We start from the raw sequence: 26,867 nt of genomic DNA on the forward strand, positions 1-26,867 counted from the left end.
CGCGGCTGCAGGCTATGCCGCTTTCTGCTCCGGGGTCGACGACGAGCTCTTCTCGCTCTCGCCGATCGCGAGCCGGCCACTCTCGGACAGCGCATAGAGCCCCTTCTCCACGCGCTCGAACCAGCCATAAACGTTGCGCAGCAGGATAGCGCCCGCATCCTCCGCGAGCCCGCGCAGCTCCCTCGGGCGCTTCGGTCCATCCCGCATCGCCTCGGCGCACGCGATCGTGCGCTGGCGATACGCCGTCATGATCGGCTGGCGGGTCGATCCACCCTGGGTCGGGTCGCCCTTCCGACGGCGATGCTCGGCCACCAGCCGCCGTCGCTGCGGCAGGTTGGGACGCGGTCGGTAGGTCGCAGGCTCGGCGAGCACGGTGACCGTGCCGAGCCGCAGGTCGACCGCGAGCAGGCCCAGCCCCAGCAACCGGCAGAGCCGATGCACCCGGCGGTCCTGGTCGCGGCCGCGGCGCGTGGCCGACACCGCGACATAGACGATGTCGGACGAGCGCGTCCGTTCGACCGCCTGCAGCAGCAGCTCCAGCGAGAAGGACAGCTTGAGCTCGGTGACGACCACGAGCGGCGGCTCGCCAGGTGCCAGCCCAACGATGTCGCAGCCGCAGATCTCTCCCTTCACCTCGAACCCATGACGCTCGAGGAAGCGCTTGATCGGCGCATAGAGCGCGGTCTCGCTGACAGGCTTGATCAGGGACATTCCGTCCTCACTAGCTCGCTCCCTTGCCGCCTCAAACCGCTCGCCTGTGGGCGCCGCTCCGCTGCAGGGTGGCCTGTCGTTCACGCTTGCGTAAGAGCATCGGCGATGATCCCGCTTCTGCTCCTCGCCAGCGTCGTCGCCCCCGGCGCCACCTTCACCTGCACACCCGTCGCGGTCTGGGACGGGGACGGTCCGATCTGGTGTGCGGAAGGGCCGCGCATTCGGCTGGAAGGCATCGCCGCCCGCGAGATGGACGAGACCTGCCGGCCAGGACATCCCTGTCCTCGCGCCAGCGGTCGCGCCGCACGCGACCATCTCGTCGCCCTTCTGGGCGGGGTCCGCGGCACGCTCCGCACCGGGCACATCGTGGTCCGTGGTTCCCCTCTCACCTGCGTGTCGAACGGCTCCGCGAAGGGCAGTCGGACCGGCGCCTTGTGCCGTTCACCCGACGTCGGCGACCTCTCCTGCGCGATGGTCCGGGACGGCTATGCGCTGGCGTGGGCCCGCTACGGCGGAAACCGTCTGTGTCGATCGGCGCGAACCTCCAGTACCAGACGTTAGCACTTTCGGGCGCCCGCGATCCGGCCGGGTCAGGACCATTCCCATCGACTGCTCACCCCTATGGCGGGCGCGAGCGCAGGCAACCCTTCCCGACCAGGCCCGTGTTGCTCCGGCTTCGCCTCCGCTGCCCGCGCCAGCCTGGTCTCCCAGGGTTCCCCTCCCGGCCCTGCGGGCCGCTCGGTGTCTCCGCCCGGCTGCCTCGCCATGGCCGGGGCTCCGTCGATCGGGACGGTCCCGACGATCCGAAAGGAGCAAGCGCCATGACCAACACCGTTCTTCTCGTCGGCAATCTCGGCACCGATCCCGAGACCCGCTCCACCCGCGGCGAGACCCGTGTCACCACCCTCAGCCTCGGCACCAGCCGGCCCAAGCGCGATCACGAGGGCAAGACCTTCAAGGATGCGAACGGCTATACCGCCAAGGAGACCGAGTGGCACCGCATCACCTGCTTCAACGGCCTCGGCAAGACGGTCGCGCAATACGCGACCAAAGGTATGCTGGTGTCGGTGCGCGGCCGCATCCACTACAGCAAGTGGACCGATCGCGAGGGGGTCGAGCGTTACGGCTGCGAGATCATCGCCGAGGATGTCCAGTTCCTCAGCCGCGGCAAGTCGGCGAGCGGCGGCGAGCCTTCCGGTCAGAACGACATCGACGACGACCTGCCCTTCTGACGGCCCGGAATACGCCCCGGCGGCACCGCCGCCGGGGCGCCTTCGTCATGCCTGGCGAGGGCTGCCGAAGTGCCGCGTGACGATCGCATCGAGGCGGCGGGTCAGCAGGCCGGCGAGCGCCAGGGCGTCCCGCTCGGCGTCGAACGGATCGCGCTGGCAGGCTGAGACGATCGCATCGCGCAGCCAGTAGCTGGTCGCCGGATCAGCAAGGATCGCGATGACCTCGGCCACATCGCTCATCGGCTCACGGGTGATCGGGTCAGGCATTGCCCTCCCCCTTCACCGGCGGGTGAACCATGCCCGCTTGCGATCGCATTTTGCCGGGAGCGGGTTCGCCGCCGTTCCCCTCGAGCGCGAGTCGGATCGCCTGTCTCAGGCCTTCGGCGCCGAGCGCACCGCCGCCGGCATCGAGCGCGATCAGCCCCAGTTCGAGCGCGGCAGCACGCCGCAGCTCCTCGCGCCGGCTCTCGAGCAGGCGCTGTTCTTCGTCATGTCGGGTGAGCGCATCTAGCGCGCTCGGCTTCTTCTTGGCCACGACCATTCTCCTGTCGGTCGAAGCCCCTTCCGATTCTCTCTTCGCCTAGCTGCGTACCTGTAGGAAAGGGACTTCTGCGGGCGACCGGAGCAGGTCCTCCCCTCCAGCGTGCCGCATCCAATCGGCCGCCGCGGGCATCGAGCCCGCGCCGGCCGAGCTCTTCTACTCGCTCGACATGGAGAAGCATGACAGCGGCGAAGACCGGGCCTCAAGGACGACGGGGCCCCACCATTTTTCCGGCCGATCGAGGTTCGCGCTCCACCGCCGGCGTCAGCACGCGGCCGGAAAAATCGTGACCCCCATCGCCGCTGGCGCGGCCGCGCGCGAGCGCGCGGTCCCTGACCCCCGATCTTCCCCGCTGTCCCTCAGCCGCCGTCTTTCACTTGAATATTGAGAGGACGGACGATGACCTTCTACAGCCCGATCACCACCACCGCCGCTGCTGCTGCTGCTGCTGCGGAGCACGACGCCTATATGGCCGCCTACGCCAGGGCCGCCGCAAGGGCGCCCTACAGCTACTTCGACCAGCACATCATCCGCACCGACGATGGCTGCTACTGGGTCGCTGACGAGGGTGACTACGAAACCCTGATGCAGGACCTGGTGGACCGGATCGTCCACACCGTGGCTGCCGGCCGCAGCGACGAATCATAAGCCGGCGAGAGGGGCAACCACGCCTCTCTCGCTTTGCTCGTCCAGAGCAGCGTCCCTCTCCCTGAGCACGCCTGCCGCGTCCTTTACCGACTGATCACACCCCGTTTCCCGAGCCAAGGTTCGCGTCGGCGATCCCACCGGGCACCCCGATCAAGACCCGGTCGTCAGTCCATCCATCCCGACCGCAGCACTTCGACGATATGGCGCAAAGGGAGCACACCCTATGCGGCAAGCCCGCAGGACAAGCACTTGAAGAACCTCGCCAAAACCGGTCTCACGGGCAGACACATTTCGTGGTTCCTTGTGGGACGGACAGTAAACCGTTGATTTCGCTTGCTGGAGCCGCCGAGCTGGCACGAGCGAAAGCGTTTTCCTACAGCCCCCGTCCGCTGCTAGATCGACCCTGCCTTGCGACGCGCGACCATGCTCCTCCGGCTCATCGGAGATGTGCATGTCGTACCATCATTTCATCACCGTTCGCATGAGCGGCGCGATGCGCGCTGAGCTCGATCACCTTGTCGCAACCCGCAACACCGACATCGGCAAGCTCGTGCGCGAACTGCTTGCCCGCGAACTCAGGGGCGCGCCCGACCGGATCAGCGAGGCGCTCGGACAGCTCCTATTCGTGGCGATCGCGCTCGACGAGCTGCTCGCCGTTCATCCCGATCCCGATCTGCGCGCGACCGTGATCCGGTTGTGGCGCGAGGCGACCTCCGAGGAGGGCCGGTTCCATGCGGCATAAGCTCGTCAACTTCACCCGCGGCAGCCAGCTGATCGGGCATTTCGGCTTCATGTTCGCGGCCGGCCTCAAGGGCCCTGCCCTAGTCGCGGCGGCTGTGTTCGGCGGCCTTATCTGGTGGCGCGTGAACGGCGCCCTGAGCGACGCCGAGAGCTATCTGAGCTGGATGCGGATCTACGTCGCCGGCTACACCTGGTTCGAGTTCGATCCCGGCAAGCCGGTCAACCTGGCCCGCGACGGTGCGCCGATCCTCGTGCCGATCGCACGTGCCGCCACGCACCCGTTGATGGCCACAGCCTGGGCCAAGTGCATGGTCGCGGTCCGCGGCGGGGCGGTGCTCGCCGCCTTGATCACGGTGCCGGCGACCATCGCCTTTGCCTGGGCGGCGGCCTGGTTCGGACGACGCTCGAAAGAGAGCCGCCACGAGCGCGGCGCGACGCTGGCAACCCTGCCGGCCCTGGTGACCGAGATCGAGGCACATAACCGGTCCGAGCGCGCGGTCGAGTATCGCCGCATCCTCGGCCCCGGCTGGCGGCTTTCCTCAGCTGCCGAACGCCAGGCGGCCAACCTCTACCAGCCCTACACGCTCGCTGGCGTGCCCTTCCCATGGCGGCTCGAGCAGAGCCACGTCATGCTGATCGGCACGACCGGCACCGGCAAGACCGTCTGCCTGCGCGACCTGCTCGGCCAGGTGCGGGCGCGCCGCCACCGCGCGGTGATCTTCGACCTGACCGGGGCCTTTATCGAGGCATTCTTCGACCCGACACGCGACGTCATCCTCAATCCGCTCGATGCCCGCTGCCCGCAATGGTCGGTCTTCGAGGACTGCGTCGACGAGGCGGGCTTCACCGCGGCGGCGGAAGCACTGGTCCCTCATGACGGCGGCGGTGCCGAGCAGTTCTGGGTGCTCGCTGCGCGCATGCTGTTCGTCGAGATGTGCCTCAAGCTGGTCGCGGAAGGCCGGGCAACCAACCTCGCGCTGTCGACCGAACTCATGACCGCCAGCCTCGCCCATGTGCACCAGCTTATGCAGGGCACGGTGGCCGACCCGCTGACCGCGCCCGAGGCGGCGCGGATGGCGGAGTCGATCCGCGCCGTCTTCAACGCCAACGCGAAGGCGCTGCGGATGCTGCCCGTGGATGGTCCCCGCTTCTCGGTTCGCCGCTGGGTCGAGGGCGAGGGCTGCCCCGGCAGCTTCCTCTTCGTCTCGGCGCGCTACGTCGACATGGCGGTGGCCTCCCGGCTGCTCACCGTCTGGATGGACACGGCCATGAACACGCTCATGGCGGGACCTCGCAGCCCCGACCTGAAGCTCTGGTTCCTATTCGACGAGCTCGGCGCGCTACACCGCCTGCCGGCGCTCGAAAAAGGCCTCCAGACCGCCCGCAACTACGGCGGCGCGATCGTCGCGGGCGTCCACGCTTACGCCAAGCTCAAGGAGACCTATGGCGACAACATGGCGATGACGCTCGCCGCGCTCGCCCGCACCAAGCTCGTGCTCGCCACCGCCGACCGCGAGTCCGCCACCTGGTGCTCCGACTTCATCGGTCACCGCCAGTACCGCGAGATGGAGGAGGGTTATAGCTACGGCTACAACAACGCGCGCGACGCGGTGAGCCTTACGCCTCGTCGCCAGATTGAGCCGCTTCTTCTACCCGACCAGCTGATGAACCTGCCGCGCCTTCAAGGCTACCTGAAGTTCCCCGACGGCTTCCCGGCAGCACCCATCCGGCTCGACTATGTCGGCTTCACCGGCATCGCTGCGCCGTTCGAGCCGCGGCTGCCGCTCGCGCCCGGTCCTGCCATCGCACCATCGTCCGCGCGAGCAAGCGACGCAGCCGGCGAAGCGCCGCCGGGCGCCAACGACCAGGGTCCAGGTCCGCGGAACGCGCGCGAGGAGGACGCCTCGGCAGGAAGAGATCTGCGCGGCAAGGACGCCGACCAACCCGGGCCCCGTGCCGCCGATCCAGCCGATCGCCACTGCAACCCGGCGCTTATCCGCTCGACCGGGGCGGTATCCGAGGTGCCGTCTTCGCCAGACGGCCAGAGTTTGGACGAGCCGTCGACCGCGGCTCGCCCGGCAATGGCGAAGCCACCCGGCTCGGGCGGAAAGACGGTCGAGCCGTCCACGGAGCCAGGCGAAGGATCAAGGGCTGAGCGCGCGGGTCGATCAGGCAGGTTCGATCCCGGCCGGAGCGTGCGCCCCCTGCCCTCGCCTGAGAACATCACCCGTCGTGAGCTTCGGGAAGGGATCGCGCCTTCCGAGGACAGGTCGACCGACCAACCTGACCTCGGCTTCTGACCCTCATGTTGTCGGTCGCGAGCGTCAGGTCGGCAAAGGGCGCCGCCGGTTATTTCGCGGCCGACAACTACTATGCGGCCACCGAGCCAGAGGCTGCCGGCGAATGGGTCGGCAAGGGTGCGGCCGCGCTGGGCCTCACCGCCAAAGTCGACCAGGCCGTGTTCGAGGCGCTCCTCAAAGGAACACTCCCGAACGGCGCACAGGTCGGCGTCGCCGACCGCCATAGTGCGGGCGTGGATCTCACCTTCTCGCTCCCCAAGAGCTGGTCGCTGCTGGCCCTTGTCGGCGGCGATCGGCGGATCATCGAAGCCTATCGCGCGGCGGTTAAGGACACGCTCGCCTGGGCCGAGCGCAATGCGGCCGAGACCCGGATGGAGGTGCGCGGGACCGAGAAAGTGGTGCCGACCGGCAACCTGGTGGCGGCCCTTTTCGAGCACAACACCAGCCGCGCGCATGACCCGCAGGCGCATCTCCACGCGGTGGTCGCCAACGTTACGCAAGGGCCCGACGGCAAGTGGCGGGCGCTCCACAACGGCAAGCTGTGGCAGCTGAACACGCTCCTCAACGCCGTTGCGATGGCCGGCTTCCGCGAGCGTGTGGAGGCGCTGGGCTACACGCTCGGCGACCGCTCTAAGCACGGCAATTTCGAAGCGGCCGGGCTTACGCGCAACATGCTGATGGCGTTCAGCACACGCCGGCAGCAGATCCTCGCCAAGGTTGCCGAACTGGGCAATCGCAGCCCCGCCGCGTTCGACGCCGCGACGCTGATGACCCGCCCCCGCAAGGACGCGGTCCAGAACCACGCCGCGTTCTACACCGCCTGGCGCGCGAGCGCCGCCGAGGCCGGCATCGATCTCCAGGGGCTCATCGCCGCTGCCGATCGCGGGGCTGCCGTGGACATGTCGCCCTGGTCACGCCTCGCCGCCTTTGTCGGCCAGACGGCAGCACGGGGCCGCGAACTGGTCCAGGCTGTCCAGCAGAAGCTCGGCATCGAGAAATCCGACCGGTATCTGCCCCGCTACACAAAGGCAATGAGCGCCACCGAGGTCGCTGCAACACACGCCGTCGCCTCGGCTGTCCGGCACCTGGAAGAGCGCGAGGCAGCATTCGCGAAGACCGACATCTTGAAGGCCGCGCTCGACACTGGCCTGCCGGTCGGGATCGACGCTATCGAGCGGCGCGTCGAGGCGCTGCTCGCTACAGGCCAGCTCGTTGCCGGCACCGGCCGGCGCGACCAGATCGTCACTACGGCACGGGCGATCGAGACCGAGCGCGCGATGCTGGCAGCGGTGGAATTGGGCCGCGGCGGCGGCGCGTGCTACGTCGCGGCAGACGTCGCGGCGGCCAGGCTGGACGACGCTGCCCAGGCGCGATCCGGTATCACCCTCAACCCCGGACAGCATGCTGCCGGCGTCATGCTGCTGAACTCGAAAGATCGGATCGTCGCAATCCAGGGTGTTGCCGGCGCCGGCAAGAGCAGCGTGCTCGCGCCCGTTGCAGATCTCATTCGCCAGACCGGCAAATCGGTCCTCGGCCTCGCGGTCCAGAACACCCTGGTCCAGATGCTCCAGCGCGAAACCGGCATCGAGTCCATGACCGTGGCGCGTTTCCTGAAGGCGCATGAAGGGCTGCTCTCACCAAATCCGGATCGGGTCCGGCTCGCCAGCGCGCGTGCCAGCCTGGGCGGTGCCGCCCTGCTCGTCGACGAGGCGTCGATGCTGTCGAATGGCGATCACCTGAAGCTCGTCCAGCTCGCCAACCTGATCGGGATCGGCCGCATGGCGTTTGTCGGCGACGCGCGGCAGCTGGGCGCGGTCGATGCCGGCAAGCCCTTCTCGGTGATGCAGCAGGCGGGCGCCCCGACGGCGCAGATGAGCCAGAATCTGCGGGCGCGCGGAGAGGCAGTCCGTATCGCCGCTGCCGCCGCGCAGATCGGGGCGATCGATCGCGCCATGGAAGCGCTCGAGTCCTGCACCATCGAGGCGCCGGAGCGCGCCAGCGCGGAAGCCGCCGAGCGCTGGCTAGCCCTGGCACCGGCTGACCGCGAGCGAACCGCGATCTACGCTTCGGGTCGCCGGCTGCGCGCCGAGGTCAACGAGAAAGTCCAACAAGGGCTGGTCGATCGTGGCGATATCGGGACCGACAAGCTCGCGGTGACGGTGCTGGACCGGGTCAGCGTCACCGGAGAGGAGCTGCGTTACCCGCACAGCTATGCCGAAGGCATGGTGGTCGAGATCAGCCGCGCCCAGGTGGCTCAGCGGCTCCCCCGCGCCCGCGCCGTGGTCGAACGGGTCGACGCCGGCCGCGGCACCGTCACGCTCCGGCTCTCGGGCGGCGCAGAACGTACGTTCCGGCCCGATCGGCTGCGGATCAGGGCGGGCGAGAGCCCGCTCCAGCTCTACGAGGCAAAGGCGCTCGAACTGCACGAGCGGGACCGGATCCGCTGGACGGCAAACGACCATGATCGTGGCCTGTTCAATGCCGACCAGGCGCGGATCACCGCGATCGCGTCAGGCAAGGTGATGCTGGAGACGAGCCAGGGCCGCAGCGTCACGTTGAAGCCGAACGATCCCATGCTCCAGCGTCTAGACCTCGCCTACGCGCTCAACGCCCATATGGCGCAGGGGCTGACATCGGACCGGGGCATCGCGGTCATCGAGACGCGGGACACCAAGCTGGTCAACCAGCAGACCTTCCTGGTGACCGTCACCCGGCTACGAGATTCGCTGACGCTCGTCGTCGACAATGCCGTCCGGCTCGAACGCCAGCTCGTCCGCAATGCCGGCGGAAAGACATCCGCGCTGGAGACCAGCGGCAAGGTTCTCCCTGCAAGCCCCGAGCCGGCGCGGCAAGCGACGCGCAACGCAAAGCCGGAGAAGGCCCCCGATCTCGAGCCGGGACGCACCAAGCCCTATGACATCGGCATCTGATCCGGCTCTCCGGCTCTGCGAAATCGATCCGGGCGTGGCGAAAGGATGCGCTCTAAGTATGTTGCCGGTCCATGCCGATGACCGAGGACCAAGAACGATGGGCCGAGGCGCTTGCTATCGAGCAGCTCCATGGCGAGCGCGCCAAGGCTTGGGTCGCCGAGCGGATTGCGGTGTTCCGGGAGGCAGGCGACAGCAAGGGAGTGGAGCGTTTCTCCATCCTCGCCGCGTGTCTGGACCAGCTTCAGTTCGGTCCGGCTCGCGGCCAATGAGATGAGCATGACGAGGCGATCGACCGATCCCCTGAACCAGCCTGCCGCCTGCTCGTTCGGACCTGATGTCGTCGCTCAAGATTGCGTCCTCGGCCGAAGCTTCAGCCCCACCGCCGGTGACGCCGGACGGCCGCTACATCGTCGTGCGAGGCCGGCTCTGGCGACGTACCAATCCTGATCTCGACGCTGAGCAGCGGCGAGCGCTCACGGCCGAACTGATGAACGCTCGCCGGGCGGTCGGTGCAGCCCTGAAGGGCCGCGACGACGCCGCGCTCGCGGCGGCGCGGACACGGGTGAATGAAGCGAAGATTGCTCTCGGCGAGCGTGGACCCGTCTGGTGGAGCGACAGCACGCCTGACCAGAGCCGGCGTATGGCGCGGAACACCAGCTATGCCGACTGGTACGAAGCCCTCGGGCGCACGGCATGAGCGACGCCGAGGCGCTGGGTCTGCCGCCCGAGGCGTTCGCCAAGCAGGACGGCGGGGCCGACTTCGACTTTTATGGGCCTCCCCGCCTTGTCACACATATCGATGAGGCGGCAGTCGAGGCCCTGACCCGACACTATGCCTCGCGACTGAAATCAGGCGATCGCGTCCTCGACCTCATGTCGAGCTGGGTGAGCCACCTGCCGCCCGGCGTGGATCTCGAGGTCGTCGGACACGGCATGAACGCGGAGGAGCTCGCCGCCAATCCGCGCCTCGGCCGATGGTTCGTCCAGGACCTCAACCGGGATGCTGTCCTGCCGGAGGCGGACGAGGCGTTCGACGCGGTACTGGTGTGCGTCGCCGTACAATATCTCCAGCACCCTCTTGCGGTGTTTCGCGAAATCCGGCGGGTGCTGAAGCCGGACGGCGTGGCAATCGCCAGCTTCTCGAACCGGTGCTTTCCGACCAAGGCGGTCGCGATCTGGCGCGCGCTCGACATGAACGGACAGGCGGCGCTCATCCGTCTCTACCTGGAAAAAGCCGGCTTCCAGGATGTCCAGGCGCATCTGCTCGCGGACGGGCGGTCGGGCGATCCGCTGATCGCAGTCGAGGCGCGCAGCTGAGCTCAGCCGAAGCGGATGGCGTCCTCCAGCCCGGCAGCCTTGCCCGCCATGCCGGGCCTTCCTCGAGCTGCCGCACCGCCTCGAACCGCCCGCGCTCCGCACGGTAGCGGACGATCTCGTATCCGTGCCCCTTGAGCTGCGGCAACGCGTCGATCTCGTCCGCCGATGCCGTGTTGATGTCGATCATGCCTTGTTGCTCCACAGCCGCGTGAGCGGACCTCTGTTGCCCTCGGCCGGGTCGGCCTGCGGCAGCGGTACGGCGGCGATGCGCGCGAGCGTTGCCGTGTCTGCCGCCCGGCGGCAGACATCCCAATCCTGTCCTTCCGGGTAGGCGCCCACCAACAGGAAGTCGTCGCTGGCCCTGATCCGGCAATGCCCAGTGCCCGCCGGCAGCACGAGAAGATCGCCCGCCTCGATCCGCACCTGTCGGCCGCCCTCCCCGCCGAGCATCAGCTCGGCCGAGCCGTTGGTGCAGGCCAATGCTTCGTGCGCCGTGGAGTGGTAGTGGTGGTAGGGGTAGACGCCGTCGCGCCAGTCCGGACGCCAGTCATTCCGGCGAAGCGTCGCCTCGATCGCTTCCGGATCGCCAACGGGCACGATGCCGCGATAGACCAGCACCGGCAGCGCCGAATTGTTCGGCACCCAGCCATTCGGGCCCAGCATCAGGGTGTCGGGCTCGCTCACAGGTTCGCCTGCTCGGCGGACGGCAGGTCCGCGTCGGGTGGGTAATAGAGGCCGGCGCACTCCTCGCGGAGGCAGCCGCCCTCGATTACGATGTCGTCGCGATAGGCGTCCGCGATGAAAGACAGCGTGTCGACATGCCGCGCCTCGAAATACATCGGGTGCACGTCCTCGCGCCCGGCGCCGTAGACGACGCGGCCAACCTTGGACCAGATCGAAGCCATGGTGCACATGCCGCAGGGCTGCAGCGTCGAGTAGAGCGTCGCTCCGCGCAGCTCGAGCTCGCCCGTGTCCTCGCAGGCGCGGCGGATCGCCATCATCTCGGCATGCGCGGTGGCGTCCGGCAGTTCTTGGGTCTGGTTGCGCTCGCCCGCGATCTCGCGCCCTTCGAGCACGATCACCGAGCCGAGCGGCGAAGTGGATGGGTCCGAGCCCTCCGAGCGGGCGATCTCGATCGCCCGGCGCATCCAGCGCTCGTCATCCTCGTTCATCGACACCTCCGCTCTCCCCAACGTCGGGCGGCGGCAGATGGTCCGACAGGCGGGGTGGCACGTTGTGCGCCCATGAAGACGATCCGCTTCCCCGACGGCACGACCGTCCCCGCGCTGGGCCAAGGCACCTGGATGATGGCCGAGGATCCGAGCCGCCGCCGCCAAGAGATCGCCGCGCTGCGCGAGGGCGTCGAGCTCGGCCTCACCCTGATCGACACGGCCGAAATGTATGCCGACGGCGAGTCCGAGCGGCTCGTCGGCGAGGCTATCACTGGCATGCGCGACCGCGTCTTTCTCATCAGCAAGGCCTATCCGCAGAACGCCTCCGCCAAGCGGCTGCCGCGCGCGTGCGAGGCGAGCCTCGAGCGGCTCGGCACCGACCGGCTCGACCTCTACCTGCTGCACTGGCGCGGCAGCGTGCCGTTGGCCGAGACGGTCGAGGCGATGGAGCGGCTGGTCGCAGCCGGCAAGATCGTCCGGTGGGGCGTCAGCAATCTCGACGCCAATGACTTGGAAGAGTTGGTCGCCGCCGGTGGTGAGCGATGCCAGACCGACCAGATCCTCTACAATCTGACCCGCCGCGGGCCCGAGCACGACCTGATCCCATGGCTTGCCGAGCGACGCATGCCGGTAATGGCCTACAGCCCCGTCGAGCAGGGACGCCTGCTCGCCCATCGCGGACTGGCCGCCATCGCGCGTGAGCGTGGCGTAACGCCAGCGCAGGTGGCGCTTGCCTGGCTGCTGGCGCGAGATGGGGTCATCGCCATTCCCAAGGCGGGATCGGCGGCCCACGTTCGCGAGAACCGCGCCGCGGCGGACCTGGACCTCTCCGACACCGATCTCGCGCGGCTGGACGACGTCTTCCCGCGGCCGCGCGGGCCCGTGCCGCTGGAAATGCTCTAACCGCCCGCGGGCTCGAAGTCGTGGACGGTGCCGGGCTGCGCCGCCATGAAGCGCCGTGGCGGCAGGCCGGCTGCCGACAGCGCGGAGGCGAGCGCCAGACGCGGTGCGTCGCGCGCCTCGTCGGTGAGCTGGAACGTGCCCCAGTGGATGCCGAGCGCCTGGCCGGCATCCACGTCCTTGAAGATGCGGACAGCCTCCGCCGGATTGACGTGCTGCGCGCTCATGAACCAGCGCGGCTCGTAGGCACCGATCGGGATCAGCGCCACGTCCGGCCCGCCGAGCCGCTCGCGCATCTCCCTGAAGATCACGCCGTCACCGTAGCCCGTATCACCCGCGAACCAGATTGAGCCGGCGGGTGTGGTCAGATGATGGCCGGCCCACAAGGCCATGCGCACGTCGGTCGGCCAGCGGTTCGCCCAATGATAAGCTGGCGTCAGCGTGGTCGCGATCCCCTCGCCGAGCGACATCCGGTCCCACCAGTCGCCGACGATGCAGCGTGCCTCAGGAACAGCGGCGCGGACGATGGCATCGTTGCCGAGCGGCATGGCCATCAGCGGCGCATGATCCGCCTGGAGCCGGCGGAGCGTCGCGACATCGAGATGGTCGTAGTGGCAGTGGCTGAGGAGCACGGCATCGATCGGCGGCAGGTCCTCGAACGCGATCCCCGGCGCGGTCACCCGCTTGGGCCCGGCGAAGGCGAAGGGGCTGGCGCGCTCGGACCAGACCGGATCAGTGAGGATGTTCCTGCCCGCCGACTGGATCAACAGCGAGGCATGCCCGACCATGATGATCCGGGGGCCTGTGACCCGCGCCTCCGGCTTGGCCGGGGTGACCGGCACCGAGGTCGGCCACTTGGCGGCACCGCCAGCCAGCTTCCAGCGCAGCATGGCGGTGAGGCCGCGATCGGTCGATGGCTGACCCGGATTGAAGAAGCGGACGCCGTCGAAATGGTCGGTGGGCAGTCCCTGATAGTAACGATTGCGCGCCATCGGCTTCACCTAGCGTCCGAAGACGCCAGGCGCGACCGGGTGAGCACCGTAAGCCCTGGTCAGGACGCAGGGACGTCCGGATCTGGGTTGCGCTGCCACACTTGCTCGGCAAGCAGGGTCGCAAAGCCGAGCCAGCCCACGAAGGGCAGGCCGAGCGCCGCCGCCGGTCGATCGACCTTCGCGACCGCGGCGATATAGCCCGCTCCCGTCGCGATCATGGCGCCGGATGCGAGCGCGCTGACGCCAAGCTCACGCTTGCGGAAGAAGAGCTCGGTCCAGCCGCCGATCATTCCGGTGTTGAGCAGCCACAAGGCCACGCCCAGGGTGCGACCATCGCTTGGCCGGCGGCGGAGCAGTCGATAGCCGCCGATCGCCAGCCCGCTCTCCACGATCGGCCAGACAGCACCGAACACAGGATCGGGCGGCGTGAAGGCGGGCTTGTCGAGCCGCTTGTACCAGCGCCGGATGTTCGGGTGGGATGGGCCAGGCGCGTTGCGACGTCCGAGCAGCGCGCTGACCCCCATCGCGGCCGCCACGATCGAAGCAGCGGCCAGAGGTGAGAGGCCGGCCTTCCCGTCGCGAACCGCCGCCCGGCTCATGCCGCGAGATACCGTTCGAGATCGTCGCTCCCGCCAATGCGCTCGCCATCGATGAACACCTGCGGCGTCGTATCGACGCCCTGTTCCTCCTCGAAGGCGTCCACCTCCTCGCGCGAGGACAGGATGCGGTCGTCGACCTCGAACCCCGCCCCTTCCAGCATCTCCTTGGCGCGCACGCCAAACGGACAGGTGTGGTCCGGCAGGATCATGCGGTACAGGATCGCAACATTCTTGTCGGCCATGTGGGACACTCCCTGGCGGACCGTGACGCCCGCAGCATTCGTATAGCGAAGCGTTGCCGATGCCGTTCCGTCGCTCAGCGGTAGAATGATCCTGAAGCGGCGCAGCAGATCACATGTTCCTCGTTCGTTCGCGCGCTGCTAAGGCGCCCGGCGATGGAAGGCCGTTCGACTCGCAAGATCATCCATGTCGACATGGATGCCTTCTTCGCGTCCGTGGAGCAGCGCGACGATCCGGCCCTGCGCGGGCGGCCGGTCGCGGTCGGCTATGCGGCGGCGCGCGGCGTCGTCGCGGCGGCCAGCTACGAGGCGCGGGGGTTCGGGGTGCGCTCAGCCCTGCCTTCGGTCACGGCACTTCGGCGTTGTCCCGACCTCGTCTTCGTGCCGCCGCGCTTCGACGTCTACAAGGCCGTCTCGCGTCAGATCCATGCGATCTTCGCCGAGTACACCGACCTCATCCAGCCGCTGTCGCTCGACGAGGCCTATCTCGACGTGACCGGCAACCGTGCCGGGCTGCCGACGGCCTGGGCCACCGCCAAGGCCATCCGGGCGCGCATCCTCGAGGAGACCGGCCTGACTGCGTCGGCCGGCATCAGCTACAACAAGTTCCTGGCCAAGCTCGCGTCGGACCACCGCAAGCCCAACGGCCAGTTCGCCGTCACGCCCGACATGGGCGCTGCCTGGGTCGAGACTTTACCCGTCGCGCGCTTCCACGGCGTCGGACCGGTGACGGCGGCCAAGATGAAGCGGCTCGGCATTGAGACCGGTGCCGACCTCCGCGCTAAGCCGCTCGCCTTCCTCGAAGAGCACTTCGGCAGTTCGGCCGGCTGGTACCATGCGATCGCCCGCGGCGAGGATCATCGCCCGGTCAACCCGAACCGCGCCCGCAAGTCGTCGGGTTCGGAGACCACGTTCGATCGCGACCTGACCGAACCGGCCGAGATCGAGACCGGCGTATTACGCATGGCGGACGATGTCTGGAACTGGTGCGAGAACGCCCAGGCCTTTGGCCGCACTGTCACCGTCAAGATCAAGTTCCAGGACTTCCGCCAGATCACCCGCAGCCGCAGCCATGCAGGCGCGGTGACCGATCGGGATCAGCTTCACCGTACAAGCCTTGACCTCGTCCGCTCGATCTACCCGCCCGAAACCGGCATCCGCCTGGTCGGGGTGACCGTCTCCAACTTCGAGGCACCCGTGCGCGACGACGGGCCGGCCCTGCCCCTATTTGGCGCGGGACCGGACTCACGCGGCGCTTCGATGATGGTGGAGGCTCGCTGATGGGCCGGCGGTCGGGGAGCGCCGACCTGCCGCTCCATGGCGGGCGCGTACCCGCCTGGCTTGGCCAGCGCATGACCCGGCTCGGCGCGGTGATCGCGCAAGCGATCGTGCTCGAATATGGCCGGGACGAACTGCTGCGTCGTCTCGCCCACCCCTTCTGGTTCCAGTCTTTTGGCGCGGTAATGGGCATGGACTGGCACTCGTCGGGGATCACGACGAGCGTACTCGGAGCCCTCAAGCGCGGCCTTGCCCCTCTCTCGAGCGAGCTCGGCCTGCACGTGTGCGGCGGTCGCGGGCGGCACAGCCGCGCGACCCCCGCAGAGCTTGTCGCGGTGGGAGAGCGCGTCGGTCTCGATGGCGAGGCGCTCGCGCGTTCCAGTCGGCTGGTCGCGAAGGTCGACAGCGCCGCGGTGCAGGATGGGTTCGACCTCTATCTCCACGGCTTCATCGTCGCTGACGACGGTCGCTGGGTGGTAGTGCAGCAGGGCATGAACGACGGCCGGAAGCAGGCTCGCCGTTATCACTGGCTCTCCGAGGGACTGGAGAGCTTCGTCGACGCGCCCCATGCCGCGGTCGAAGGCGCCAATCAGGGTCAGATCGTTAACCTGACCGACCGGCGCGCCGCCGCCTCGCGCGAACGCCAGCTCGATCTGCTCCGAAATGCGGGACCCGATGGAATCGTCCGCGAGCTTGCTCGGCTCAAACCCGCCTACGGCAAAGCATCTGCGCCGGCCGCGCAGGCGATGTTGCCGCACCTCGTCATGCCCGATCATCATGAGGTCCGTGCCGAGGACGTGATCGAGCGTCGACTGCATGGCGCGCTTGCCGCGGCCGCCGATCGTGGGCCTGAGGACTTCGCCGAACTGCTGCTGGTGCCCGGCATCGGCGCCCGCACCGTTCGTTCGCTGGCGATGGTGGCGGAGGTGGTTCATGGCACACCGTGTCGGTTCAGCGACCCTGCCCGCTTCAGCCTCGCCCATGGCGGCAAGGACCGTCATCCCTACCCGGTCCCGACCCGCGTCTATGACCGGACGATCGCGGTCATGAAGGGTGCGGTCGCGGCCGCGAAGCTCGGCCAGGACGAGAAGCTGGCGGCGATCCGGCGTCTCGACCAGCAGGCGAGACGGCTGGAGGTCACCGCGACCGGCCCATCGGTCGAAGCGCTGATCGCGGAGGAGCGCAGCCGATCGCACGCCTTCGGTGGTCGCAGCGTATTCGGCTGGGAGCCGCCGGGACCGGTACACGCCGACGAGAGCGCGGCTTGATGGCCATGGCGGACTTGTTCGATACCCCGACGCTGCCTGGGCTCGCGTCGCAGGACGATCTCGTCAGCGAGGCCGAGGAGCGGGTGCTGATTGCGGCGATCGACGCTACCGCATTGTCGCCCTTCCGGTTTCAAGGCTGGACCGGCAAGCGGCTGACCAGCTCCTATGGCTGGCGATATGACTTCGACGCGGGACGGCTTGAGCAGGGCGAGCCGCTACCCGATTGGCTGCTGCCGATCCGGGATCGCGCGGCTGCCTTCGCCGGGTTACCTGTCGAGGATCTCGTCCAGGCGCTGCTGATCCGCTACGATCCGGGCGCGGGCATCGGCTGGCATCGTGATCGGCCGGCCTTCGAGCATGTGGTCGGGCTGTCGCTCGGCGCACTGGCGACGATGCGCTTCCGCCGCCGGGTCGGCACGCGTTTCGAGCGCGTCGGCATGCCGCTGCCGCCCCGCGGTGCCTATCACCTCAGTGGCGAGGCGCGCCGTAACTGGGAACACAGCATCGCCGAAATGGACCGAACGCGCTGGTCGATCACGTTCCGCAGCCTGCGCGCGCGATCGTCCTAACCCGCGTCGTCGATCTCAGGATCGGTGCTGGCGCCCTTTGGCGCCGCGTCGGGCAAGCGCGCGGCAAGCGAGCCGATATTGTCTCCTCGGACCTCGATCATCGAAACCCCGTCGACGATCACCGCGTGTTGGGGGATCAGGATCGCGTCCTGCTGGTGCGCCGGATCGAGTGCGAGCCACGCGCGTACCGCCTTCTCAAGGCTGGTGACTTCGACAAGTTCTTCCTGGCCACGCGGCACGTTCTCGAGCGCAGCGCTCATCCGCCACTCGATGTCGGGCGATGCCACATCGCCCCAGCTTGCTTCGGCCATGGTCGTCCCTTCCGTCAACGCCTGCGCATTGTCCGCAAGTCGAGCGCAAGGACGGGCACGAAGTTCCCTCAAGCTCCGTCTAGCTCTGAACGGGCCAGCAACAGCGCTGCGGGCTCCAGACCAGCCTCGCTGCCCCTTCAACGTAACTGGCTGTCCTTGCTGCCCCGCCGATTGATGCCGGACGCCTTCGGCTTGGCATCACGAAGCGATTGACACGCGACGCACGTGCGAACGCCCGGGAGGACAATCCGACGACGCTCGGGGATCGGCTCGCCGCATTCAACACAGTGGGTTTCACTTTCGCCCGTCGGCATGCCAGCCCGGGCGGCGAGGATGGCATCCGCGACCGAGTCGTCGATCTGATCCTGGACGGCACCGTCCCGCGTCCAACCGCCCGCCATCATCTGCTCCGTCTTCGATTGTCATCCGAAATGGGGTGAGCAGGCGCTGTTTTCAGCCTTTCCGGCGCTGGGCAGCACCAGCAGAACACCGTGTCGGGCTGATCCCGGCCAGATTCTTTTACGCTCCGTGGGTTGACCGACGTCGCCGCCATGCGGAACATAAGAGGAACACGAGAGTCGATTCCGCCTGATGTCTGCCGCCGCTTCCAGCTCCGAAATCGTGACACGCCTTCGCGAGAGCGTTGCCGATGCGCGCCCGCGGCAGGTTGCAGCCCTTCCCTTTGGCTTGCCCGAGATCGACCGCCGGCTGGCCGACCATGGGCTGGACGGGGCCGCCCTGCACGACATCGCGCCCGCGGCCCCGTCGCTCAGCGACGACGCCGCAGCGACGCTCTTCATCGCCGGCATCGCCGCGCGCCTGGCAGCGGCCGCCAACAGCCGCGTGCTGTGGGTGGTGAGCCGGTTCGACCTCTACGCGCCGGGGCTTGAGCAAGCAGGATTGCCGCCCGGACGCATCCTCTTTGCCGAAGGACGCGAGGACAAGGACGTGCTGGCGCTGATGGAGGATGGCCTGCGTCACGGCGCACTTGCCGCAGTCGTAGGCGAGGTCCGTCGCGCCGACATGACCGCGAGCCGCCGGCTCCAGCTCGCTGCTGACGCGGGCAGGACGCCCGCCTTGCTGTCGCGCCGGTGGCGCCGACAGGGTGTCTGTCCCCTGTTCGAGCTGTCGGCGGCGACGACGCGTTGGCGGATCGGCTGTGCGCCATCCGAACGGCTGCCCGCGCCTGGCGTCGGCCGTGCCCGCTGGACGGTAGAGCTCGTCCGCCAGCGGAATGGCAATCCCTTTTCCCTTCTCGTCGAGGCCTCAGATGACACGGGTCGCCTCGCTCTACCTGCCGGCGCTCAGCATCGAGCGGCTCCGGCGGCTGGAGCGACCGCGCGCGCAGCCTGAGCCGCGTGCCCTCTCCCCCTTGCCCGTCGACGACGACCCCGGCGCCTGCTCGGTGCCGCGGGGCGGCAACTGGCGGCCGGGTGCACGCTGGGCGCGCGAGGGCACGCGCGATCGCTTGGGCGTGGCGGCCGAGGCGACCGCGCTCCCGCTCCATCAGCAACCGACCATGCGCGAACTCGGGCGCCGGTCGGAAGCCGCCGAGCATCCGTTCAAAGGGCGGCAGCATGCGCCGCTCGCCGCGACCGTATCCACGGCAGAACGGGCGGGAGCGCCCGCACCGCCGCTGATCCTGGCGCACCAGACCGGCAATCAACAGCTGATCGCGGCGGCTTGCCCGGCGGCCCTCGCGCTCGGCCTGGTGCCGGGCATGGCGGTGACCCAGGCGCGGGCGCTCGTGCCAGGGCTCGACATCCGCGCGTTGGATCCCGCCGCCGACGCGGCCGTTCTGGATCGGCTCGCTTACCACGCGGTGCGGCACTGGACGCCGACCGTGGCCATCAGCGGGCCGGTTGGGCTCTGGCTCGACCTGACCGGCGTCACCCACCTGTTCGGCGGTGAGGTGCGGTTCTGCGAGCGCCTGCTCGGCTTCTGCCGGCGGCTCGGGCTGACGGCGCGGGTCGCGGTCGCGGGCAGTCTCGGGGCGGCGCACGCGCTGGCACGGTTTGGCGGCCAGCCGATCGAGCGGATCGAGGCCGGCCGCGAGGCGCAGGCACTCGCTGGTCTGCCGCTCGCGGCGCTTCGCCTGACGCCCGAGGCGCTGGCCGCGGCGACCCGCTTCGGGCTGGAGCGCGTCGGCGACCTGCTACCACTCCCGCGCGGTCCGCTCGCCCGGCGGCTTGGCCTCGCCAGCGTCCGCCGGCTCGACGAGGCGCTCGGGCGTCTGGCTGAGCCGATCGTCCCGGTCGTGGCACACGAGGTTCCGGTCGCAACGCTACGACTGCTCGAGCCGATCGGGACCGCGGAGGCGATCGAGCAGGTCATCCGCGATCTGCTTGCCGACATGGTCGAGCAGCTGCGGACACGGGGCCTCGGCGCGCGGACGCTGGTGCTGGCACTCGATCGCGTCGACGGCAGCGAGCAGCGGCTGACCATCGGCACGGTGCGTGCCACCCGCGATGCGGCTCACCTCGCGCGCCTCTTTCATCTCCGCATCGAACGCGTCGACCCTGGCCTCGGCATCGAGACGATGCGGCTGGCGGCCCTCCGGACCGAGCCGCTCGGCGCAACCCCGCTTGGGGGCACGCTCGCGGGCGACGTCGGACCTGCCGACCTCTCGACCCTTGTCGACCAACTCGCGGGCCGGGCGGGGCCGGAGGCGCTGTTCACGGTCGGCGCGGTCGAAAGCGACGTGCCCGAGCGCGCGACCGTCCGCGTCGAACCGATGGCGAGCCCTCAGGGCTGGCCGGCGTGGAAGCGGCCCGTCCGGCTGCTGCGCCGGCCCGAGCCGCTATCCGGCGTGGTGGCACTGCTGCCCGACCATCCTCCGCGCCGCTTCACCTGGCGCGGGCGTGTCCATGCCGTGGTCGCGGGCGACGGCCCGGAACGCATCCATGGCGAGTGGTGGCGGCGCGACGGCGAGGTCTGGGCGGTGCGCGATTATTTCCGCGTCGAGGATGAGGCAGGCGCGCGCTTCTGGCTGTTCCGGCGCGGTGACGGTGTCCATGGCGCGACCGGCGATCTTAGCTGGTACATCCACGGCCTGTTCGGATGACTCTAGATCTCCGCTCCGATCGGTGCCGTGTATCGCTCGTCCACCACATCGCCCGTGTTGAGCACGCCGGCCGGTTCGAAGATCATCACCTCGGCCTCCTCATCGGCGGCTGTCCGGTGCTCCACGCTGCGCGGTACGATCACAAACTCGCCGGGCCCGAGATCCGCGATGTGGGTTCGGAACTCGACCCGGAAACGGCCGCGATGGACGAGGAACATCTCGTCCACGTCGGCGTGCGTGTGCCAGGGGAACACGCCCTCGGCCTTGACGAGCTTCACCTCCTGTCCGTTGAGACGGCCGACAATCTTGGGCCGCCATTGTTCATCGATGCGCGCGAAGCCCGCCGCCACATTGACCGTATCCATGCCCGCCTCCTGATCGGCCCGCCATACCAAGCCGGCAGGTCGGCGTCATGACCGGCTATGTGGAGCTGCAGGTCACGAGCCACTTCTCGTTCCTGCGCGGCGCCTCGTCGCCCGACGAGTTGTTCGCCGCCGCCGCCCTGCTCGGACACACGGCGCTGGGCGTCACCGACCTCGGTAGCGTCGCCGGCGTGGTTCGCGCCTGGGAGGCGCAGAAGGCGACCGGGGTCCGGCTGATCGCGGGCGCGCGGCTCCTGCTGGACGATGGCCGCGACCTGCTGCTCTACCCGACTGACCGCCCTGCCTGGTCGCGCCTGAGCCGGCTGCTCACGCTCGGCAAGTCCCGCGCCGGCAAGGGCGGTTGCACGCTTGGATGGAGCGATGTCGCGGCACGCGCCGAGGGGCTGATCGCGATCCTGCTGCCCGACCTGCCCGGCGAGACCACCGCCCGCCACCTGGAGGAGCTCGGGGAGGCGTTCGGCACCCGCGGCTACTGCTCGCTGGCACTGCGCCGCCGACCAGACGACGCGATGCGGCTGCACGAACTCGCCGCCCAGGCAACGGCCGCCGGCGTGCGCGCGGTCGCAACCGGCGACGTGCTCTACCACGCGCCCGAGGCGCGCCTCCTGCAGGACGTGGTCACCGCCATCCGCGAGAAGTGCACCGTCGACACGCTCGGGCATCGCCGCGAGCGGCATGCCGATCGCCACCTCAAGTCGCCACAGGAGATGGAGCGTCGCTTCGCCGCCTTCCCCGACGCGATCGCCGCGACGGCCGACATCGCGAGGGCGTGTCGCTTCGATCTCGGCGAACTCAGCTACCAGTACCCACACGAGGAGGTGGTCGAGGGACTGACGGCGCAAGGCGCGCTCGAGCAGCTGACCCGCGAGGCGGCTGGGCGGATGTTCCCAGACGGCGTGCCGCTCCCCTACCAGAAACAGATCGCCCATGAGCTGCGGTTGATCGGCGACCTTGGCTACGCGCCCTACTTCCTGACCGTGAACAGCATCGTCGCGGAGAGCCGTCGGCGCGGCATTCTCTGCCAGGGGCGCGGTTCGGCGGCGAACAGCTGCGTCTGCTTTGTGCTCGGCGTCACCAGCATCGACCCCATCAAGCACGAGCTATTATTCGAACGCTTCGTCTCGGGCGAGCGCCGCGAGCCGCCCGACATCGACGTCGACTTCGAGCATGAGCGCCGTGAGGAGATCATCCAGTGGATCTACGAGACCTACGGCCGTGACCGATCCGCGCTGACCGCGGTCGTGACCCGCTATCGCGCCCGCGGTGCGGTCCGCGAGGTCGGCAAAGCGCTCGGCCTGCCCGAAGACCTTACCAAGGCGCTCGCCGGTTTGGTCTGGGGCTGGAGCCAGGAAGGTGTCGGCGAGAAGCAGGTCAACGAGCTCGGGGTGAACATGGCGGATCGCCGGCTGCGGCTGGCGCTCGACCTCGCCCGCAAGCTGATTGGCGTACCCCGCCACCTGTCCCAACATCCCGGCGGGTTCGTGCTGACCCATGACCGGCTCGACGACCTCGTGCCGATCGAGCCCGCGGCGATGGTCGACCGGCAGGTGATCGAGTGGGACAAGGACGATATCGACGCCTTGAAGTTCATGAAGGTCGACGTGCTGGGCTTGGGCATGCTCGGCTGCATGAACCGGGCCTTCAACCTGCTCGACGAGGCCAAGGACATCCGGGTCGGCATGGCTGACCTCCAGGATGACGACCCGGACGTCTACGCGATGATCCAGAAGGCGGACACGCTCGGCGTCTTCCAGATCGAAAGCCGAGCGCAGATGTCGATGCTGCCGCGGATGAAGCCGCGGCGCTTCTACGATCTCGTGATCGAGGTCGCGATCGTGCGCCCTGGTCCCATCCAAGGCGACATGGTCCACCCTTATCTCCGCCGCCGCGAGGGGATCGAGAAGCCCGACTACCCCCGTCCCGAGCTGCGCGCGGTGCTCGAGAAGACACTCGGCGTGCCGCTCTTCCAGGAGCAGGCGATGAAGGTCGCGATCGTCGGTGCCGGCTTCACGCCTTCCGAGGCCGATCAGCTCAGGCGCGCGATGGCGACGTTCAAGTTCACTGGTGGGGTAAGCCACTTCTTCGAGAAGCTGGTCGGCGGGATGGTCGAGCGCGGCTATCCGCGCGACTTCGCCGAGCGCACGTTCAAGCAGATCGAGGGGTTCGGTTCCTACGGCTTCCCCGAGAGCCACGCCGCCAGCTTCGCCAAGATCGCCTACGCCTCGTGCTGGATGAAGTATCATCATCCCGACGTCTTCTGTTGCGCGCTCCTCAATGCGCAGCCGATGGGCTTCTACGCGCCCGCCCAGGTGGTGCGTGATGCCCGCGAGCATGGCGTCGAGGTCCGCCCGGCCTGCATCAACACCAGCCGCTGGGATTGCACGCTCGAGCCGACCCGCGGGCGCTACCTCGCCGTGCGCCTCGGGCTCAGGCAGGTCCGCGGGCTCGCCAACGTCCATGGCGCCGCGATCGTCGCCGCGCGGGGCGAAACGCCGTTTCAGTCGGTCGAGGAGGTCTGGCGCCGCGCCGGCGTGCCCCGCGCCGCGATCGAACGGCTGGCCGAAGCTGACGCTTTCCACGCGCTGGGCGAGGATCGGCGGCAGGGTTTGTGGAAGGTGCGCGGGCTCGGCGAGGCGCCGCTGCCGCTGTTTGCCGCCGCCGACGAGCGCGAGGCGGCGTTCAGCCCGGAGGGACTGGAGCCGACCGTCGCGCTCAAGCCGATGTCGGACGGACGCGAGGTCGTCGAGGATTATCGGGCGCTGCAGTTGTCGCTGCGCGCCCATCCGCTCGCCTTCCTCCGCGACGATCTCACCCGGCGCGGGGTCAAGCGCTGCGCCGATCTCGCGACCATCCGCGACGGGCGCCATGTCGAGGTCGCCGGCATCATCCTCGTCCGCCAGAAGCCTGGGTCCGCCAAGGGCGTGCTGTTCATCACCATCGAGGACGAGAGCGGGATCGCCAACGGCATCCTCTGGCCTGACCGGTTCGAGGCGCAGCGCCGCACCGTCATGTCCGCTGCGATGATCGGGATGAAGGGCCGCGTCCAGAAGGAGGGCGAGGTCATCCATGTCATCTGCGATCGGATCGTCGACTATGGCGACCTGCTCTCCAGGGTCGGACAGATGGACTTCCCGCACGCGACCGGCCGCGGCGACGGCGCCCGCCATGCAGGTTCGCCCGATCGTGGCGACGCAGGCTGGAAGCCGTCCCCTCGCGACAGCTACTGGCCGCCGCATGCCGCCGGCCTGGATCCCGAGGAGGTCGTGCGGGTCAAGACGCGCGACTTCCGGTGAGCAATGGCAAGTCTGCCGCGCCATCAGCGCGTAATCATTTCCCTGTCGCTCCACATTCTTCGCGCCGCCATGGTTCGCTCGGGCGAGATGCGGGTCGACGCGGTCGAGGTCCGGCTGGCGCTGCGCTGCCTGCTGCCGCACTGCCCCGAACGCTGGCCACTCGAGCTGTTCTGGGACGCGGCCAGCCAAGACAACGAGATCGGCCGCGCCCAGGGTACCACCGCCGCATTCAACGGCATCGTCCGGCAGCTGCGGCTGGCAGGCCGGCATGAAGACTGAACCGGGTCAGGTAACCCCGTCGCCGGGTCGGGCCGACGACGCCATCGATCATGTCGGGCGCAAGCTGCGGACGCTCGAACAATGCGCGCTCCATCGCCGAACCTTCCGGCTGACGTGTCCGGCCTGCGGCCACGTCCGTCTCCTCGATGCGATCCCGCTCTGGTGGCTGTTCGTGAGGCGTGGCTGGGACGATGGCCTGCCGCAGGCGATCCGGCGTTTATGCTGCCAGCCCTGCCGAGACGGCGGTTGCGTTGTTCGGCCCCGCTTCGTCGTTACCCGCGAGCAACCCGAAGGGCCGCAACCGCCCTACCCCGACCGCCATGAGTGGAAGAGGGTTGTGTCGCGCTACCGCTCGTGATCGGATCGCCGCCATGTGCAACCTGTACAATCTCAAGGTCGAGCGCTGGGAGTATCTCGACTATTTCCGGGCCGGCGAGGACGCCTGCAACGAGCTCGAGGTCACCAAGGATTACGCCGCCCCCGGCAAGCCCGGCTATGTGGTGCGCATGGACGCCGGGCAGCGCGTGCTCAGCACCATGAAGTGGGGGTTCCCGACCCGGAAGCCGCGCAAGCGGCCGGCGCGCAAAGGCGAGATGCCCTTCCTGCATGACTGGTGGACCAACTGCCGCAATCTTTCGAGCAACATGTGGCGGCCCTGGCTGCTCAAGCCCGAGCATCGCTGCCTCGTGCCTTTCTCGCGCTTTGCCGAACCGAAGGCCGTCGCCGATCGCAGCGGGCCGGGCGACACGAACTGGTGGTTCACCGTCGCGGACCAGCCAGAGCCCTGCTTTGCGGGCGTCTGGAAGATCGATCAGGATCACGACCGCGTCTATGCCTTCTGTACGACCGAGCCGAATGCACTTGTTGCACCCAAGCACCCCAAGGCCATGCCGGTCATCCTCATGGCGGAAGATCATGAACGCTGGCTCACGGCACCAGCCGAGGAGGCGCTACCCCTCGTGTCGGCCTATCCGTCGCAGCTGATGAGCGCGGCCTGACGCTGCCGCTCTACACCCGATGGATCGGTACTGGCCGCCACGCCCCGCCGCGGTCTGACTGGCTTAGCGAACCGCGCCGGACATGGTATGTTCCGGACGATGAACCTCATGACGAGCATGCGAACCGAGGTAGAAGGCGCTGCGGCCGCAGAACCAAGCGTCGACTTCGTCGTCGTCGATGTCGAGACCGCCTGTTCGCGCGTCAGCAGCATCTGCCAGATCGGCATCGTCGGCTTTCGGGACGGACGGGAGGTGTTCGCCTATGAGACCCTCGTCGATCCCTGCGACGAGTTCTCGCCCTTCAACACGCGCATCCACGGCATCAGCTGCGATCACGTCGTGGGCAAGCCGACATTCGGCCACATCCATGAGCTCGTTGACGGTCACCTCGCCGGCCGGGTCACGGTCGCGCACTCGAACTTCGACAAGGGCGCGCTTGCGGCCGCCTGCCGCTTTCATGACCGGCGCACGATCGAAACGACGTGGCTGGATAGCGTGCGGGTGGCGAAGCGCGCCTGGCCCGACTTGCCAAGCCATCGGCTTAACGTGCTGACCCGCTTCCTGGGCGTACGGCACAAGCACCATGACGCGCTCAGCGACGCCCGGGCAGCGGGAATGGTGATCGTCAGGGCGATCGACCATACCGGGATCGACCTCGCGGGTTGGCTGAAGCCGGCGAACCCGCGGGGTGGCCCGGCGCCGAAGCCGGCGGCAGATGGCTGCCTCGAAGGCGAACGAGCATTTGTTCTCGGACAAGCTCGTGACGGTCCGCTGGCAGTTCGCTTGGCAGAGCTGGGTGCGCGCGTCGTCGCCTCGGTCGGCACGACGACGACGATGCTCGTCGTCAGCGATGATCAACCGTACGGCAGGTTCGTCGAGGCGAGCGCTCCATATCGAAAGGCAGAAGAGCTCCGAGGCGCCGGCGCTGCTCTGCGCATACTCGGCGAGAGTGAAATCGGGGACATGCAGGGCACTTGATCGGAAGCCGTCTGCCGGGCGATCGGCTGCTTCTCAAAACTCAAGACTGAGGGTCGAGAAGGCGGGGTGCATTCGAGAAAGGTTTTTGAGACGCTCTTTCCCTCTGCCGCGGCGTCTCATCGAG

General features: G+C 68.6%; 32 protein-coding genes. 20 read left to right on the forward strand and 12 right to left on the reverse strand.

All coding sequences use genetic code 11. From position 1 onward, the window contains the following. Window positions 1-12: 12 nt before the first annotated feature. Window positions 13-711, reverse strand: coding sequence for a DUF2161 family putative PD-(D/E)XK-type phosphodiesterase (locus tag CRO12_RS15585; RefSeq protein ID WP_097064865.1), 699 nt, complete (start codon window positions 709-711; stop codon window positions 13-15). Window positions 712-816: 105 nt separating this feature from the next. Here CRO12_RS15585 and CRO12_RS15590 point away from each other — a divergent pair, with 105 nt between their 5' ends. Both CRO12_RS15590 and CRO12_RS15595 read left to right on the forward strand, forming a co-directional pair. Next, on the forward strand, window positions 817-1,272 hold the full coding sequence (locus CRO12_RS15590) for a thermonuclease family protein (RefSeq protein WP_097064866.1): 456 nt from the start codon (window positions 817-819) through the stop codon (window positions 1,270-1,272). 260 nt (window positions 1,273-1,532) lie between these two features. Further along, complete coding sequence (locus CRO12_RS15595; protein ID WP_096342226.1) at window positions 1,533-1,943, forward strand: single-stranded DNA-binding protein; 411 nt, start codon at window positions 1,533-1,535, stop codon at window positions 1,941-1,943. Between the two features lie 45 nt (window positions 1,944-1,988). On the opposite strand, the gene CRO12_RS15600 is transcribed toward CRO12_RS15595, so the two are convergent. Both CRO12_RS15600 and CRO12_RS15605 read right to left on the reverse strand, forming a co-directional pair. Further along, entirely contained in the window at window positions 1,989-2,210 is a 222-nt protein-coding gene (locus tag CRO12_RS15600; RefSeq protein WP_218838907.1) for a hypothetical protein, read from the reverse strand. Beyond that, window positions 2,203-2,478 (reverse strand): DUF6437 family protein, encoded by a 276-nt coding sequence (locus tag CRO12_RS15605; RefSeq protein ID WP_144033617.1) that lies wholly within the window; start codon window positions 2,476-2,478, stop codon window positions 2,203-2,205. Before CRO12_RS15605 ends, CRO12_RS15600 begins: the two co-directional genes overlap by 8 nt. A gap of 405 nt (window positions 2,479-2,883) precedes the next feature. Between CRO12_RS15605 and CRO12_RS15610 the strand changes: the two genes are divergently transcribed. The 7 genes from CRO12_RS15610 to CRO12_RS15640 all read left to right on the forward strand — a co-directional run bounded on the left by CRO12_RS15610 (window position 2,884) and on the right by CRO12_RS15640 (window position 10,420). Further along, the gene (locus CRO12_RS15610; protein ID WP_245858546.1) at window positions 2,884-3,132 is read left to right on the forward strand and encodes a hypothetical protein; all 249 of its coding nucleotides are present in this window, start codon (window positions 2,884-2,886) and stop codon (window positions 3,130-3,132) included. 451 nt (window positions 3,133-3,583) lie between these two features. Next, window positions 3,584-3,874: a hypothetical protein gene (locus CRO12_RS15615; RefSeq protein WP_141395786.1), complete on the forward strand. Its 291-nt coding sequence runs from the start codon at window positions 3,584-3,586 to the stop codon at window positions 3,872-3,874. Further along, window positions 3,864-6,173, forward strand: a complete 2,310-nt coding sequence (locus CRO12_RS15620) for a type IV secretion system DNA-binding domain-containing protein (protein WP_097064868.1) — start codon at window positions 3,864-3,866, stop codon at window positions 6,171-6,173. Before CRO12_RS15615 ends, CRO12_RS15620 begins: the two co-directional genes overlap by 11 nt. A 5-nt stretch (window positions 6,174-6,178) precedes the next feature. Next, window positions 6,179-9,103 (forward strand): MobF family relaxase, encoded by a 2,925-nt coding sequence (mobF, locus tag CRO12_RS15625; protein WP_097064869.1) that lies wholly within the window; start codon window positions 6,179-6,181, stop codon window positions 9,101-9,103. A 71-nt stretch (window positions 9,104-9,174) separates the two neighbouring features. Beyond that, window positions 9,175-9,372: a DUF6961 family protein gene (locus tag CRO12_RS15630; RefSeq protein ID WP_144033618.1), complete on the forward strand. Its 198-nt coding sequence runs from the start codon at window positions 9,175-9,177 to the stop codon at window positions 9,370-9,372. 65 nt (window positions 9,373-9,437) lie between these two features. Continuing rightward, window positions 9,438-9,800: a hypothetical protein gene (locus tag CRO12_RS15635; RefSeq protein ID WP_097064871.1), complete on the forward strand. Its 363-nt coding sequence runs from the start codon at window positions 9,438-9,440 to the stop codon at window positions 9,798-9,800. Continuing rightward, entirely contained in the window at window positions 9,797-10,420 is a 624-nt protein-coding gene (locus CRO12_RS15640; RefSeq protein ID WP_097064872.1) for a class I SAM-dependent methyltransferase, read from the forward strand. Before CRO12_RS15635 ends, CRO12_RS15640 begins: the two co-directional genes overlap by 4 nt. Here CRO12_RS15640 and CRO12_RS15645 read toward each other — a convergent pair. The 3 genes from CRO12_RS15645 to CRO12_RS15655 are packed head-to-tail and all read right to left on the reverse strand — an operon-like array spanning window position 10,314 to window position 11,592. Then, window positions 10,314-10,607: a helix-hairpin-helix domain-containing protein gene (locus CRO12_RS15645; RefSeq protein WP_097064873.1), complete on the reverse strand. Its 294-nt coding sequence runs from the start codon at window positions 10,605-10,607 to the stop codon at window positions 10,314-10,316. The two genes, CRO12_RS15640 and CRO12_RS15645, sit on opposite strands and share 107 nt — an antisense overlap. Then, a complete protein-coding gene (locus CRO12_RS15650) occupies window positions 10,604-11,104 on the reverse strand; it encodes a cupin domain-containing protein (RefSeq protein WP_245858547.1) in 501 nt (166 codons plus the stop codon). The genes CRO12_RS15645 and CRO12_RS15650 overlap by 4 nt, the downstream gene beginning before the upstream one ends. Then, window positions 11,101-11,592 carry a nucleoside deaminase gene (locus tag CRO12_RS15655; protein ID WP_097064874.1) on the reverse strand — a complete coding sequence of 164 codons (492 nt, stop codon included), beginning with the start codon at window positions 11,590-11,592 and terminating at the stop codon, window positions 11,101-11,103. The genes CRO12_RS15650 and CRO12_RS15655 overlap by 4 nt, the downstream gene beginning before the upstream one ends. A 72-nt stretch (window positions 11,593-11,664) precedes the next feature. On the opposite strand from CRO12_RS15655, the gene CRO12_RS15660 reads away from it, so the two are divergent. Then, a complete protein-coding gene (locus CRO12_RS15660) occupies window positions 11,665-12,495 on the forward strand; it encodes an aldo/keto reductase (RefSeq protein ID WP_097064875.1) in 831 nt (276 codons plus the stop codon). On the opposite strand, the gene CRO12_RS15665 is transcribed toward CRO12_RS15660, so the two are convergent. From CRO12_RS15665 to CRO12_RS15675, 3 genes are read right to left on the reverse strand one after another with little or no spacing between them, the layout of a single operon-like run. Continuing rightward, entirely contained in the window at window positions 12,492-13,484 is a 993-nt protein-coding gene (locus CRO12_RS15665) for an MBL fold metallo-hydrolase (RefSeq protein ID WP_097065118.1), read from the reverse strand. The genes CRO12_RS15660 and CRO12_RS15665 overlap by 4 nt on opposite strands. A gap of 59 nt (window positions 13,485-13,543) precedes the next feature. Continuing rightward, entirely contained in the window at window positions 13,544-14,083 is a 540-nt protein-coding gene (locus CRO12_RS15670; RefSeq protein ID WP_097064876.1) for a TspO/MBR family protein, read from the reverse strand. After that, window positions 14,080-14,325 carry a glutaredoxin domain-containing protein gene (locus CRO12_RS15675; protein WP_245858548.1) on the reverse strand — a complete coding sequence of 82 codons (246 nt, stop codon included), beginning with the start codon at window positions 14,323-14,325 and terminating at the stop codon, window positions 14,080-14,082. The genes CRO12_RS15670 and CRO12_RS15675 overlap by 4 nt, the downstream gene beginning before the upstream one ends. Before the next feature lie 153 nt (window positions 14,326-14,478). Between CRO12_RS15675 and dinB the strand changes: the two genes are divergently transcribed. The 3 genes from dinB to CRO12_RS15690 are packed head-to-tail and all read left to right on the forward strand — an operon-like array spanning window position 14,479 to window position 17,437. Next, window positions 14,479-15,603, forward strand: a complete 1,125-nt coding sequence (gene dinB / locus CRO12_RS15680) for a DNA polymerase IV (RefSeq protein ID WP_097064877.1) — start codon at window positions 14,479-14,481, stop codon at window positions 15,601-15,603. Beyond that, window positions 15,603-16,868 carry a DUF763 domain-containing protein gene (locus tag CRO12_RS15685; RefSeq protein ID WP_097064878.1) on the forward strand — a complete coding sequence of 422 codons (1,266 nt, stop codon included), beginning with the start codon at window positions 15,603-15,605 and terminating at the stop codon, window positions 16,866-16,868. The genes dinB and CRO12_RS15685 overlap by 1 nt, the downstream gene beginning before the upstream one ends. A 5-nt stretch (window positions 16,869-16,873) precedes the next feature. Continuing rightward, complete coding sequence (locus CRO12_RS15690) at window positions 16,874-17,437, forward strand: alpha-ketoglutarate-dependent dioxygenase AlkB (protein ID WP_097065120.1); 564 nt, start codon at window positions 16,874-16,876, stop codon at window positions 17,435-17,437. Here CRO12_RS15690 and CRO12_RS15695 read toward each other — a convergent pair. After that, window positions 17,434-17,748 carry a hypothetical protein gene (locus tag CRO12_RS15695; protein WP_097064879.1) on the reverse strand — a complete coding sequence of 105 codons (315 nt, stop codon included), beginning with the start codon at window positions 17,746-17,748 and terminating at the stop codon, window positions 17,434-17,436. The two genes, CRO12_RS15690 and CRO12_RS15695, sit on opposite strands and share 4 nt — an antisense overlap. A gap of 137 nt (window positions 17,749-17,885) precedes the next feature. Next, entirely contained in the window at window positions 17,886-18,149 is a 264-nt protein-coding gene (locus CRO12_RS15700) for a DksA/TraR family C4-type zinc finger protein (protein WP_097065121.1), read from the reverse strand. 220 nt (window positions 18,150-18,369) lie between these two features. Here CRO12_RS15700 and CRO12_RS15705 point away from each other — a divergent pair, with 220 nt between their 5' ends. Together CRO12_RS15705 and CRO12_RS15710 are read left to right on the forward strand one after the other, a co-directional pair. After that, window positions 18,370-19,101: an ImuA family protein gene (locus CRO12_RS15705; protein WP_097065122.1), complete on the forward strand. Its 732-nt coding sequence runs from the start codon at window positions 18,370-18,372 to the stop codon at window positions 19,099-19,101. Further along, a complete protein-coding gene (locus CRO12_RS15710) occupies window positions 19,019-20,812 on the forward strand; it encodes a Y-family DNA polymerase (RefSeq protein ID WP_097064880.1) in 1,794 nt (597 codons plus the stop codon). Before CRO12_RS15705 ends, CRO12_RS15710 begins: the two co-directional genes overlap by 83 nt. A gap of 2 nt (window positions 20,813-20,814) precedes the next feature. Here the strand turns inward: CRO12_RS15710 and CRO12_RS15715 are convergent, their stop codons facing one another. After that, window positions 20,815-21,177, reverse strand: coding sequence for a cupin domain-containing protein (locus tag CRO12_RS15715; RefSeq protein ID WP_097064881.1), 363 nt, complete (start codon window positions 21,175-21,177; stop codon window positions 20,815-20,817). Window positions 21,178-21,224: 47 nt separating this feature from the next. On the opposite strand from CRO12_RS15715, the gene CRO12_RS15720 reads away from it, so the two are divergent. The 5 genes from CRO12_RS15720 to CRO12_RS15735 all read left to right on the forward strand — a co-directional run bounded on the left by CRO12_RS15720 (window position 21,225) and on the right by CRO12_RS15735 (window position 26,743). Continuing rightward, window positions 21,225-24,488, forward strand: a complete 3,264-nt coding sequence (locus tag CRO12_RS15720; protein ID WP_097064882.1) for an error-prone DNA polymerase — start codon at window positions 21,225-21,227, stop codon at window positions 24,486-24,488. Window positions 24,489-24,491: 3 nt separating this feature from the next. Beyond that, on the forward strand, window positions 24,492-24,767 hold the full coding sequence (locus CRO12_RS15725; RefSeq protein WP_097064883.1) for a hypothetical protein: 276 nt from the start codon (window positions 24,492-24,494) through the stop codon (window positions 24,765-24,767). After that, on the forward strand, window positions 24,757-25,125 hold the full coding sequence (locus CRO12_RS18070) for a hypothetical protein (RefSeq protein ID WP_179641053.1): 369 nt from the start codon (window positions 24,757-24,759) through the stop codon (window positions 25,123-25,125). The genes CRO12_RS15725 and CRO12_RS18070 overlap by 11 nt, the downstream gene beginning before the upstream one ends. 13 nt (window positions 25,126-25,138) lie before the next feature. Beyond that, window positions 25,139-25,765, forward strand: a complete 627-nt coding sequence (locus CRO12_RS15730; RefSeq protein WP_179641054.1) for an SOS response-associated peptidase family protein — start codon at window positions 25,139-25,141, stop codon at window positions 25,763-25,765. A gap of 99 nt (window positions 25,766-25,864) precedes the next feature. After that, window positions 25,865-26,743 carry an exonuclease domain-containing protein gene (locus CRO12_RS15735; RefSeq protein ID WP_272695657.1) on the forward strand — a complete coding sequence of 293 codons (879 nt, stop codon included), beginning with the start codon at window positions 25,865-25,867 and terminating at the stop codon, window positions 26,741-26,743. Window positions 26,744-26,867 lie beyond the last annotated feature (124 nt).

Origin of the sequence: Sphingomonas guangdongensis, from assembly GCF_900199185.1 — a bacterium.
Classification (GTDB): Bacteria; Pseudomonadota; Alphaproteobacteria; order Sphingomonadales; family Sphingomonadaceae; genus Sphingomonas; species Sphingomonas guangdongensis.